At 61.9% G+C, this 12,318-nt stretch carries 9 protein-coding genes and 1 pseudogene; 7 read left to right on the forward strand and 3 right to left on the reverse strand.

Going from position 1 to position 12,318, the window contains the following annotated elements:
• Positions 1-133: 133 nt before the first annotated feature.
• On the reverse strand, positions 134-1,384 hold the full coding sequence (locus A6U98_RS35310; RefSeq protein ID WP_064655831.1) for a LysR family transcriptional regulator: 1,251 nt from the start codon (positions 1,382-1,384) through the stop codon (positions 134-136).
• A gap of 105 nt (positions 1,385-1,489) precedes the next feature.
• On the opposite strand from A6U98_RS35310, the gene A6U98_RS35315 reads away from it, so the two are divergent.
• The 7 genes and pseudogenes from A6U98_RS35315 (at position 1,490) to A6U98_RS35345 (ending at position 11,457) form a co-directional block, all read left to right on the forward strand.
• Positions 1,490-1,705: a hypothetical protein gene (locus A6U98_RS35315; protein WP_064655832.1), complete on the forward strand. Its 216-nt coding sequence runs from the start codon at positions 1,490-1,492 to the stop codon at positions 1,703-1,705.
• Positions 1,706-1,761: 56 nt separating this feature from the next.
• Complete coding sequence (gene dctA / locus A6U98_RS35320; RefSeq protein WP_280950286.1) at positions 1,762-3,114, forward strand: C4-dicarboxylate transporter DctA; 1,353 nt, start codon at positions 1,762-1,764, stop codon at positions 3,112-3,114.
• A gap of 440 nt (positions 3,115-3,554) precedes the next feature.
• Positions 3,555-4,433, forward strand: a complete 879-nt coding sequence (locus A6U98_RS35325) for a DUF6030 family protein (protein ID WP_064655833.1) — start codon at positions 3,555-3,557, stop codon at positions 4,431-4,433.
• Between the two features lie 95 nt (positions 4,434-4,528).
• Positions 4,529-6,107: pseudogene (locus A6U98_RS35330) on the forward strand (acetolactate synthase large subunit).
• Position 6,108: 1 nt separating this feature from the next.
• The gene (locus A6U98_RS35335; RefSeq protein WP_064655834.1) at positions 6,109-7,500 is read left to right on the forward strand and encodes an aldehyde dehydrogenase family protein; all 1,392 of its coding nucleotides are present in this window, start codon (positions 6,109-6,111) and stop codon (positions 7,498-7,500) included.
• 208 nt (positions 7,501-7,708) lie between these two features.
• Positions 7,709-8,833, forward strand: coding sequence for a DNA repair exonuclease (locus A6U98_RS35340; protein WP_064655835.1), 1,125 nt, complete (start codon positions 7,709-7,711; stop codon positions 8,831-8,833).
• Complete coding sequence (locus A6U98_RS35345; RefSeq protein WP_064655836.1) at positions 8,830-11,457, forward strand: AAA family ATPase; 2,628 nt, start codon at positions 8,830-8,832, stop codon at positions 11,455-11,457. The genes A6U98_RS35340 and A6U98_RS35345 overlap by 4 nt, the downstream gene beginning before the upstream one ends.
• Here A6U98_RS35345 and A6U98_RS35350 read toward each other — a convergent pair.
• Both A6U98_RS35350 and A6U98_RS35355 read right to left on the reverse strand, forming a co-directional pair.
• The gene (locus A6U98_RS35350) at positions 11,429-11,836 is read right to left on the reverse strand and encodes a type II toxin-antitoxin system RelE/ParE family toxin (RefSeq protein ID WP_245304611.1); all 408 of its coding nucleotides are present in this window, start codon (positions 11,834-11,836) and stop codon (positions 11,429-11,431) included. The two genes, A6U98_RS35345 and A6U98_RS35350, sit on opposite strands and share 29 nt — an antisense overlap.
• Positions 11,837-11,844: 8 nt before the next feature.
• Positions 11,845-12,120 carry a type II toxin-antitoxin system ParD family antitoxin gene (locus A6U98_RS35355; protein WP_064655837.1) on the reverse strand — a complete coding sequence of 92 codons (276 nt, stop codon included), beginning with the start codon at positions 12,118-12,120 and terminating at the stop codon, positions 11,845-11,847.
• Positions 12,121-12,318: the final 198 nt, after the last annotated feature.

Genomic DNA, 12,318 nt, shown 5'->3' on the forward strand with positions numbered 1-12,318 from the left:
GACCGGCATTCGGTCGAGGTCGCAACCGGCGCGGGCGCCAGCCCCTACGGAAAGCCTTCAAAGGCTTTCCGAAACCAGTGAATGGGATCGTTTGGTGCTTGCTCATGCCCCGTTCTAACGAACAGGACGACGATCAGGCATATCGGAAGGGTTCACGCTCCATTGCTTTTCCTGAAGTCCACTGCGCGCAGACCGTGCGGAAGGTATCCGTGAATGCCGTTTGCAGCTGTGTCGGACGCCAGTCATCGCGCACCGTGAGGCCGATCTGACGACGCAAGGACAGCCCGGCGCCGGCAATTTCGCCAAGCAGGCCAGCACGCCGCTCGAAGAGGAACTGGTCGCGCGACATCAGCGTCAACCAATCGTCCTCCAGCATCAGCCCGCGGACCACCAGAACCGAACCGCATTCGATGCGTAGCCGTGGCGGCTCAAGGCCGTGCTCTGTGAACATCTCCTCCCAACGATGACGCACCGGCGCGCCCGTCGCGGCGATAACCCATGGGAAATCCAATAGCCGCGCGAAGGCAAATCCCGGCTCGGACAGCAGGGGATGGCCGGCGCGACCGACGATCACCGGATCATCGATGAACAGCGGCTCCTGAGCGATGTCCTTGACCGGCGGGGGGTCGCGCATTGCCCCGATCAGCAGATCCATCTCGCCTTCGCGGAGTCTGGCCAACAGTTCCACATATGGCCCCTCCACCACGTTCACCGACGCCATTGGATAGACGCGAGCAAAGCGAGCCAATGCCTGCGGCAACAGGATTGCACGCGCCAGCGGCATGGTGCCGACAGTGACACGTCCGGCGCCCTCCGACCGCAGCGCCTCCAATTCGTCGAACCCAGCCTCCAGCTCCGATTGCGCCAGACGGGCGAAGCGCAGCAACACGGCGGCGGTGGCCGTCGGCTGAACGGTACGCCCCTGCCGGACGAGAAGCGGCACACCCAGCAACTGCTCCAGATCGCGGCTCGCCCGATGCAATGCCGGTTCAGACAGGCCGATTCGCTTCGATGCCAGCGCAAAACTCCCCGCTTGATCAACTGCGATTAGCGCACGCAATTGTCCAAAAGTGATGCGCCGCTCGATATGGGGCAGCGGCGGCAAGCGGGCGCCACGTCGCACGCTTTGGCCGCCGCGGGCCACATAGGCGAGCGCGCGTTCGATGCGGGCGGTGATCAAGCGCCCCGCCTCGGTGCTGGTAACGCCGCTCGGCTGGCGATCGAACAGCACATGACCAAGCTGCGCCTCGACCTTGGCAACGGCCTGGGTCAGAGCAGGCTGCGACAAATTCATGGCGTGAGACGCGCTGCTGATGCTGCCCAGTCGCGCGGCGGCGGCAACGGCCTCGAGGTGGCGAAGGTTGAGTTCGCGGTGTGCAATCATCGCCACACTTCAGCACAGCTTATGACCTGTGCGCAAATCAAGTTTGCTTTGCCGCTCAATGTTCCCTCCCTTAATTCCCAGCCAAGACAGGAGGGAGGATCGAGCATGCCCGATGTGATTACCCAGATCGAACGCGCCGATACCGCCATCATCCACGGCCTGGCAGATGCCGGAGTGGCCATCGTCCACGATGCGCAGGGACGCACGGGACCGCTGGCCGGCCGGTTGCTGTCGCTCTTTGCGGGTGCCCGCATCACTGCTTCCGCAGTCACCGTTTCGGGGCCGCTGGACGCGCCAATTGGACGGTGCAGTTGCCATTGAACAATTGAAAGATGGGGCACCATCGCCGGGCGGGCAGCTTGGGAGGAAATTAAAACATGACATATTTGGAGGCGAGTAACACGATGACACCTGTGGGTGAGACGCAAAAACCGGCGGGCCGATTTGGCCTCTTTGGCCAGTTGTGGTTTCAGGTGCTGGCAGGGACGCTGCTCGGCATCCTGCTGGGCCATTTCGCGCCCGCCACTGCGGTGGCGATGAAACCTTTCGGTGATGCCTTCATCAAAATGATCCGCATGATGATCGGGCCGATCATCTTCGTCACCGTTGTGCATGGTATCGCTGGCATGAACGACATGAAGAGCGTCGGGCGTGTCGCGCTGAAATCCATCATCTATTTCGAGGCGATCACGATCTTGGCGCTGATCTTCGGACTGATCGCAGTCGATTTGTGGCGTCCGGGCGAGGGCATGAACATCGACGCTGCCGCTATCGATACCGAATCGATAAAGACCTATCTCGCGACGGCGCACGACCAGTCCATTTCAAGCTATTTCCTTGACATCATCCCGGACACCTTCGCCAGCGCGCTGACGGAAGGACACGTTCTGCAGGTGTTGTTTATCTCTGTCCTGTTCGGTATCGCCATCGCCGCCATCGGAGAACGCGGACGCCCCGTGTTCCAGGTGATCGAAAGCGCCTCGCAAGGGTTCTTCAAGATCATCGGCTACATCATGTACTTCGCGCCGCTCGGCGCCTTCGGCGCAATTGCCTTTACCGTCGGTCAGTTCGGCACCGCCTCGCTCTGGTCGCTGGGCGAGCTCATCATCGAGTTCTTCGTCGTCTGCGCATTGTTCACAACAATCGTCCTCGGCAGCGTCGCCCATTGGTGCGGTGTCAGCCTGTGGCGGCTGCTAGGCTATCTCTGGGATGAAATCGTCATCGTCGCTGCGACCACCTCGACCGAAACGGTGCTGCCGCGCCTCATCCAGAAGATGCGCAAGGCCGGCTGTGAGGAAAGCGTGGTCGGCTTTGTTATCCCGGCCGGCTATTCGTTCAACCTCGACGGCACGTGCCTCTATCTGACCACCGTCGCGGTGTTCCTGGCACAGGCGACGAACACACATCTGACCTTCTGGCACGAGCTCGGCCTGATCGCGGTGCTGCTGCTCACCTCGAAGGGAGCGGCGGGCATCGCCGGAGCGGCCTTCGTTGTTCTGGCGGCAACCCTGAATACCACCGGAACCATTCCGGTCGCCAGCATCGCGCTGATCCTCGGAATTCACCGCATCCTCGCCGAGGGGCTGACTTTTGTTAATCTGATCGGCAATGCGCTTGCCACAGTCGTGGTCGCCAAATGGGAAGGCAAGCTTGACGAGCAGCTCCTGGCCACCACTATCGGCAACGCCCGCTTGCGCTCCAGGCACCAAATCCCTGCCGCTGCGTTGTGACATGCCGAAAGACTCAGCTGCGGCCTGCGATCTATCCTGCTGCAAACCGGTTGTCGGACGGGTGTGGTTCAGGAAGTCTTGACGCCGCTTGTCCAGAGGCGAGCGTGCCACTAATATGCCATCAACCCTGCGACGCGCGGCCTGATCGATCGCGCCGTCTGCTTGACCCTGCACACAGGCGACTTCACACTTGCAGTGTCGAAGGTGAGTCGGACAGACTGTACCGTTTTTCGCATCCGTTGCTCACCTCAGAAGGATTCGCCAGCAGGGGCTGATCGATCCAATCGCCGACCGACATCGGTTGGTCGGAAATAGGATGAGGTTTGATTGAGTTCGAACTCGCAGCCGCTCCTATTTTCTTGTGAGGTCGCGCCGTGGATAAAGTGTTATCACCCGTCGATCCTCCTCGCGGCAGCCCACTTTGGCGCCGGAACTTCTCATTGCCGAGCAACCGCCGGTCTCTGCTTTGGCAAGGGCTTTTGATATCAATTTTGCTTCTTGCAGGCACCGTCGTTTTTTACCGTGAAGCCCCCCACCTCGAAGATCCGGTCGGCCCCTTCGAAAATCGAGCTGTCAATAAGGCTGCCCGATCATCTCGCATCGCCGCCCGCCCTGATCCGACGGCTCCTTCTCCCCTCCCGCCGACGTCGATACCGCTGCAGCTGATCGAGGTCCCGAAGCTGGAACTGGCAAGTCAGTTTCTGCGGATGTGGCGCGTCTCGGGGTCGAACTTTTGCGGTGCTCTTCGAGAAGCCGGCATCGATATGAGCGAATGGAAAGCTGCATCGATGCGCAATCGCAGCTATGAATGTTATTTTCAGCGGATCTACGAACGCGACGAGGTGCGTCCCCTCAGCTCGACCTTCCTTAAGGTTCGTGGGGATGAAATGGGCGATATACTTGAGATCCGCGCCAAGATCATCGGGCCGACGACCGACGCCCAGGGACGTCTCTCCCCGGCCGTACTTCGCATTTTCGAGATCATTGTGAAGCAGGCGTGCTGGCGTGATTTCGAGGATACCCTTGCCTCGATCCGAAACCTTCAAAACGTTGAATACGAACGATTCGGCTCCTATCTCAGCTTCACGCGCGAAGCCGGCGGCGCAAATATCTTCAATTTTGTTCTTGGTCTTAAAGCGACTTCATACTCGCAGGTGAAGACCAAGTCGTATTTTTCAACTGAGCGCTGGCTCCAAATGCCCGTCGTGCTCCAGCGAGCTTCATCTTCAGGGAGGGCTCGGGAACGTCCCCATCCGCCAGTGCTCAATGACGGCGCAAGCACCCGTCACGATCCGAGATCAAGCTGGAACTGTGGCTGAAGTCGCCGACGGCATGGACAGGCCCGGAAAAGAACATATCTTCGAGGGACCTTCCTTTCCGGAAGCCTCAAACCAAACAGCACGGGCAACGATCCATGACCAAAGGCTCCGATCTTCTAGTGGCAGCGCTTGAGAACGAAGGTGTCGACCGCATCTTCGGCATCCCAGGCGAAGAGAACCTCGACGTCGTCGAATCCATCCGAAAGTCGTCGATTGAGCTCGTCCTCACCCGGCACGAGCAGGCGGCGGCGTTCATGGCTGCGACCTATGGCCGCCTGACTGGCAAGCCCGGCGTCTGCCTGACGACGCTCGGGCCCGGTGCTCTCAACCTCTCGACGGGTGCCGCATATGCGTTGCTCGGTGCGATGCCGATGGTGATGATAACCGGTCAGAAAGGGATTCTTTCGTCGCGCCAAGCGCGTTTCCAGGTGGTCGATGTTGTCGCGTCGATGAAACCGCTGACCAAGCTCGCAAGGCAGATCGTGTCGCCACAGATGATCCCGACGACGGTCAGGGAGGCGTTCCGCATCGCCCAGGAGGAAAGGCCGGGGCCGGTGCATCTCGAGCTTCCGGAAGATATCGCAGCCGAGGAATGCCAGGAGGTGGCGCTGATTGCGCCGCATCAGCTCGAACTGCCGACGGCAAGTGAGGCGGCGCTTGACCGCGCAGCCGCGCTCATCACCGCGGCCAAGCGTCCGCTTCTGATGTTCGGGGCCGCCGCCTCGCGTCCGCGCTCGACCTCCGACATCGCGCAATTCGTGATCCGCACGCGCATCCCGTTCTTCACGACCCAAATGGGGAAGGGAACGGTTCCGGGTGGAACCGAACTTTACATGGGTACTGCCGCACTGTCGGAGCGGGATTATGTCCACGAGGCCATCGAACAGGCCGACCTCATCGTCACGATCGGCCATGACACCATCGAGAAGCCGCCGTTCATCATGGGCAAGGGCGGTCCGAAGGTCGTCCATATCGGATATCAGCCGGCGACCGTCGAGCAGGTCTATTTCCCGCAATCCGAGGTCATCGGCGATATCGGTCCCTCGCTGAAGGCGCTGGCCGATCGCCTCGAGGGCAAGCTGCCAAACGCGCAGGCGCTTCTTCATCTCCGCGAGCGCATTCTCGAGCGCATCGCCGCGCGGGCGACGGAGGATCGCTTCACGCCACAGCGGCTGGTCCACGACATAAGAGAGGTGATGCCGCATGATGGCATCCTGGCGCTCGACAACGGCATGTACAAGATCTGGTTCGCCCGAAACTACCGGACGCGTTGCCTCGATGCTCTACCCGGAGCGGCGTGTCATGGCGATCTGTGGTGACGGCGGCTTCATGATGAACTCCCAGGAACTCGAGACGGCCGTCCGGCTGAAGCTCAACCTCGTCGTCCTCGTCATCGAGGACAATGCCTATGGGATGATCCGCTGGAAGCAGGCGGTGGACGAATTCCCGGATTTCGGGATGACCTTCGGCAATCCAGACTTCGTGAAATACGCCGAATCCTACGGCGCCAGGGGAACCAGGGTCAACGATATCGGCCAGTTCAAACACGCCCTCGAAGAGGCATTCTCCGGAGGCGGGGTCCATCTGGTGAACGTCCCGGTCGACTACTCGGAAAATGAACGCGTGCTGGTGAAGGAGCTTCGTGAGCGGCTCCCTCAGATATTGGAGGTCTGAGATGCCGCTTGCCCTGAAGGTCTATCAGGCGTTCGATCGGGAACCGATTGCAGAACTGCCGGCGGACGATGCGGCGGCTCTCGAACGAAAGCTTCAAGCCGCCGCAAAGGCCTTTGCCGATCGCGATGGCTGGCTGCCCGCGCATCAAAGGATGTCAATCCTCAGAAAGGCGTCGGCGCTTCTGCAGGAGAACCGCGATCGCTTTGCGATGATGATCGCCCGCGAAGGCGGCAAACCGCTGACCGACGCAATCATCGAGGTGACACGCGGGATCGACGGCCTGGTGAACGCGGCAGACGAATTGCGCAATTTCGGCGGCAAGGAAATCCCCATGGGGCTGACTGCGGCCAGCGCGAACCGATGGGCTTTCACCACCAAGGAGCCAATCGGTGTCGTGGCGGCGATATCGGCCTTCAACCATCCGCTCAATCTCATCATCCACCAGATCGCGCCGGCGATTGCAGTCGGTTGCCCCGTCATCGTGAAGCCGGCGGCAACGACGCCGATTTCCTGCATCGAGATCGTCAAGCTGTTCTGGGAGGCAGGTCTCGACGAACGCTGGTGCCAGACCCTCATCACCGAGGACAATTCGCTTGCCGAAGCCTTCGCAACCGATCGTCGCGTGGCGTTTTTGAGCTTCATCGGCTCTGCAAAGGTCGGCTGGTACCTCAAGAGCAAGCTGCCGCCGGGCACCCGATGCGCGCTTGAGCATGGTGGAGCGGCACCGGTCATCGTCGACCGCAGCGCCAATGTCGATGCGATCGTCGGCACCATCGTCAAGGGCGGCTACTATCACGCTGGGCAGGTCTGCGTGTCGGCCCAGCGTCTCTTCGTGCACGAAGATATTCTGGATTCCTTCACCGAGGCCCTCGCCACCAAGGTTGCAGCCCTGCATGTCGGTGATCCCAAGCTTGCACAAACCGAGGTAGGGCCGCTCATCTTGCCACGCGAGGCAGACCGCGTCACGAGCTGGATCAAGGAGGCGACGGATGCCGGGACCAAGCAGATCGGCGGTGGGCGGATGTCCGAGACGACGCTTCTGCCTTCGGTTCTGCTGAACCCGCCTACTGAGGCGAAAGTGTCGATGCTCGAGGTCTTTGGACCGCTGACTTGCGTCTTCGGCTACCGCGACCTCGACGACGCGATCCGTATCGCCAACTCGCTGCCCTATGCCTTCCAGGCAAGCGTCTTTTCCACCGATATCGCGGTTGCTCTCAGGGCGGCAAAACATCTGGATGCATCCGCCGTTCTCGTCAACGACCACACGGCGTTTCGCACCGACTGGATGCCTTTCGCCGGACGCAGACAGTCCGGATACGGGGTCGGCGGCATCCCCTGGACGATGGAAGAAATGGCTGAAGACAAGATGGTGGTATTCAACCAGGTTACTTAAGACCAGTCGGCACTCCGTCGCCATTGGCAGCCGACAACCGCTGAGAGTTAGACAAGCATTGGATAACAGCTCGTTCAGCCAGGATCGACTTGCCTCGCCTGTTGTCGGGAGGCATGGTCTGTCACGAAACACGGAATCACGAAACTACGGACGAGAGGTCCTTGGCCATGCTCGAAAGCTCGCAGCGCATCGCAAACATGGCTGATTGATGTTTTCCTTCCTGCACAGTTCGGACCTTCATATTGGCAAGCGGTTTGGCAATCTTCCGGAGGATTTGAGAGGCCGCCTGCGCGAGTCGCGGCATGGCGTGATCGCCAGGCTTGCCGCTGCGGCACGAGAGAATGGGGCGGGTGTCATCCTGCTCGCGGGCGACACGTTCGATACCGAGACGCCGACGCCTGCCGTGCTTCGGCAGGCGCTTGGCGAGATGGCCCGGAATGCGCCGCTGCGCTGGGTCCTGCTTCCGGGCAATCACGATTCGCTGCTGGCGGACCAGCTCTGGAGTGCTGCGCGCGGCGTTGTGCCCGACAATGTCATCCTGGCGACGGAAGCGGCGGCCCTTCCGCTTGGACCTGATGTCATCCTGCTGCCGGCGCCTTGCACGACCAGGCGGCCGGGCCGCGACCTGACCGAATGGATGACGGGCGCCGCCACGCCGGACGGCGCTATCCGCATCGGCCTCGCCCATGGCCCTATCCAGGAATTTTCGGAGGATGCCACGGCCACGAACGTGATTGCGCCAAACCGCGCGGCGTTGGCCGGCCTCGATTACATGGCGCTCGGCGATTGGCACGGATCGGTGGCGGTCGACGCCAGAACATATTATAGCGGCGCGCCCGAACCGGACCGTTTCAAGCATGACCGGCCGGGGCAGGCGATGGTCGTTTCCATTGCCGGGCAGGGGGCGATGCCGACAACGACGGCGGTGACGACCGCCAGCTTTTCCTGGCAGACATTGCACCTCCCATTATTGGCATCGGAAGACGGTGTTGAAGCGCTGAAGGCGGCGTTGCCGGAACCGTTCGCGCGGAGACAAACCCTGTTGCGCGTCGCGCTGTCCGGCCGTGCCCGATTGAACGGGCGCACAGCAATGATCAGCCTGCTGGAGCAGGTCGCGCCAGAATTTGCCCATCTGGAGATCGATACCGGTCTTCTGGGGACCGACTGCGAGAGCGATGATCTCGAGACCATCGACCGAGCCGGTGCGCTGCGCGATGCTGCGGACTTGCTGCTTGCCGAAAGCCTCGACGAGGCCCGTTCCGGCGACGACAGGAACGTGGCGCGCCAAGCGTTGATCCGCCTGTTTTCCTATTGCGAGGCGATCGATCGATGAAACTGACCGCCCTTCGCCTCCACAATGTCAAACGCTTCGCCGGCCGCGGTATATCTGTCGAAGGAATCACCGACGGCGTCAATGTGCTGAGCGCCGCCAACGAACATGGCAAATCGACCTGTTTCGAGGCGCTGCATGCCCTGTTCTTCCAGCCGCACAGCGGCAATCCAAAGAGCGTGCAGATGTTGCGCCCTTACAGCGGGGGCAATCCGATCGTCGAGGCCGATATCACGACCGAAGCCGGCCGCTACCGCCTGACCAAGCAGTTCCATAGCGGACGGCGCGCCAGCGTCACCGATCTCGGCAACGGCCGGATCGTCGCTCAGGCCGACGAGGCCGAGGCTTTCATCGGCGATCTCATTTCCGGCGGGACCTCTGGCCCGGCGGGTCTGCTCTGGGTGCGCCAGGGCGTCACCGGCATCGAAAATCGCAGCAAGAGCGAGGAAGAGAACGACAAGCGGGTGCGCGAAAGCCTGCTGTCTTCAGTGCAGGGCGAGGTGGAGGCGCTGACGGGTGGGCGGCGCATGTCGGCGGTGCTCGAAGCCTGCGAGGAAGAACTCAATCGCCTGGTCACCGCGACGCTCCGGCCGAAGACCGGCGGCCGCTTTGCCGCCGCTCTCGAGGAGCGTGACCGGCTGCAGGCGGAGGAGGCGCGGCTGGCCAAGGAGGTGGAGATGCTGCATGGCGCGCTCGACCGCCGCCGCTCAGTGCAGGCGAGACTCAGCGAACTGGAAAACCCTGATGAGGAGGCCGGCCGGAAGACGGCGATTGCCAACGCCGAGTCGGTGCTTGAAGCCGCTAAATTGCAAGACAGGGAACTCAAAGCCCTCGATGCCGAGGCTACTTTGGCCGCCAGCCGCCGCGATGAGGCGCAGCAGGCATTCGACCGCTTCCACACGGCATTGAACCGCAGCGGCGAACTCGCGCGGCGTTTCGTCGTGGCGGAAAAAGAACTCTCAAATGCAGCCGAGCGACGCGCGGCATCGCTTATTGAAAGCGAGGCTGCGACGGCGGAGGTACAGGCGGCCGAAGAGGATGAGCGGGTAAACCGCGAGCTGCTTGCGCGGCTGGAGGCAGCGCTCCGTTCACGCCACGCCGCAGAGCGGCTGGCCGAGGTGCGTCTGCGTCTCGAACAGGCGGAAGCGGCGCGCCAGCAGATCGAAGATGGCGAGGCTGCATATGCGTTGCTCGCCATTCCGCCCGATGCGATCGAACGGCTTGAAGCGCTGGATCTCAAGATCGTCGGTTTGCGCGCCGCCGCCGAAGTCGGCCTTCCCACGCTCAGGATCGACTACCTGAAGGACGTCTCAGGTTTGGTGAGCATGGACCGCCAGCCTTTGCCCGGGGGCGAGGATAAGAGCTTTGCCGGGATGGCGAGGCTCGACATAACAGGCGTCGGCACCCTGACCATCCATTCCAGCCGGCAGGCCGATCAGGACGGGGCCTTGGAGACCGCGGAAGCCGCGCGCCAAACATTGCTTGCCAAGCTCGGTGTCGACAGTCTTCGGGCGGCGCGACAGCGCGATATTGCCGCGCGGAACAAGCAGGAGGAGCTCGTGCGGGCACGCCAGCGGCTCGCTGATCTCGCCCCGAGTGGCATCGACGAACTTCACCTCGACGCCGCACGCTTTGCCGAACTCAGCCAGGGTCCGGTCGAACTCGACGCCAACCCGGAGGAGGTGCGCGCCCGTCTCGCGGATGCGGCGCGACGCATCGAACTGGCGCGCAATCGGGCGCGGGAGGCGTCGGTGATGCGCACTGAGGCCGGCGAGGCCATATTGCGCGCGCAGACGGAGCACGCCAGGCTTGGCCAGGAACGCGAGGCCATCGAGGCGGTCATCGGCCCCGAAGCCGGCCGAACTGAATTGCACCAGGACCTTGCCATAAAACTTTCCAGCGCCAAAGAGCAGGTCGATGCGGTTGAACTCCGGGCTGAGCCCTTGCGCAGGACAGGGCGGGACCTCGCAGGCGCAGAGGCCACCCTTGCCAGGGCGCGCTCGGTCGCCGACGCCGCAGGCCGCGAAATTGCCAGGCTTCGCGAAGAGCTTGCCGATCTCGGCGGTCAGATCCGCACCCGCTCGGACGGTGCGGTGGAAGAAAACTGGTTGGAAAGCCGGGATTTGCTTGCAGCGGCGCGCGAGCAGGTGACGCGTTTCGAGACGGAGGTCGGCGTGCTCGATCGCCTGCGCAAGGCGCTGACGGCGACGCGGGCGGCGGCGCGTGACCTCTATCTCAAGCCTGTTATGAGCGAACTCGCCCCGCTGCTCGGCCTGCTGTTCGACGACATCTCGATCACCTTCGACGGCGACACCTTGCTGCCGCAGATCGTGCGCCGCAACGGCCTGGACGAAGATGTCGACCGGCTGAGCGGCGGCATGCGCGAGCAGCTCTCGGTGCTGACCCGCCTTGCATTCGCAAGGCTGCTTGCCCGCGACGGCCGGCCGGCGCCTGTCATCCTCGACGATGCACTTGTTTATTCCGACGACGACCGGATCGAGCGGATGTTCGATGCGCTGCACCGGCAGTCTCGCGACCAGCAGATCCTCGTCTTCTCCTGTCGCCAACGCGCCTTCGCCAAGCTGGGCGGCAATGTGCTCACCATGCAGCCATGGCAGCCGGATTAACCATAGAGCCACTGTAGAGTTGGTCAGCCATTTTCTGAGCCTGAGCGCGCGATATTCTGGTTACCAGCTGCCGGTCATGACGGCGTTTGCTAATGATCGTCGAAGCTGACGTCTTGGCCGCGATGAAAGACACGCAGGATAAATACGGCGTTCCCCTCCACCACAAACGCGATGCTTGCCTTGCCGCGACGCGCAGCTCCGGCCGCAGATCGTCACGCAGAGCGCCTCGCTTGGGAAACGTCTTAAAGCTGAGGCAGTATTCCACAATCTTACCAACATAGCTGCGAGCCGTCTCCGGCCCGGCCTCGTCTATCAAATACGCCAGCAGGTTTTCGAGGTCGTCGCTTGCCTCGGGCGCAAAAATAACGTTGTAGTTCATGCCCTGCGTTATTTCTTGGCGTGAGCGGCCATGCGGGCATCGAGCCGCCGGCTGACTTCCTCGGCGGAAAGGGAGCGCTCGGGGTGGGCTTTCATCTCGTCATAGGTCGGCACGACCTCGTCGCGCAGCCATTTCTCAACTGCGGCGTCGCGGGCGGCCAAGGTGCGCAGACCGTCGCGGATAACTTCGCTCTCGGTCGCATATTCGCCGGAGCTGACTTTGGCCTTCACCATCTGCGCCATTTCCAGCGGAAGGGTGATGGTGAGGGGTTGGGTTGTACGCATGGTGTGTAACCTCTGTTATCTCCTTATAACACAGCGTATGATTAAATCATACGCTTTACATATAGGCGACCGGAAGGGTCGCAGAAAACGGCTTAGTTGGCGCGGCTCCACGCTCAGGCTAGAGTCTGTCAGCGCTAATCGGAATCGTGTGGAGAGATTCCCTTGCCTTTGATTTTGTGATTCAAGATCGTTGCTGGT

Source organism: Rhizobium sp. WYCCWR10014, from assembly GCF_001657485.1.
Classification (GTDB): Bacteria; Pseudomonadota; Alphaproteobacteria; order Rhizobiales; family Rhizobiaceae; genus Rhizobium.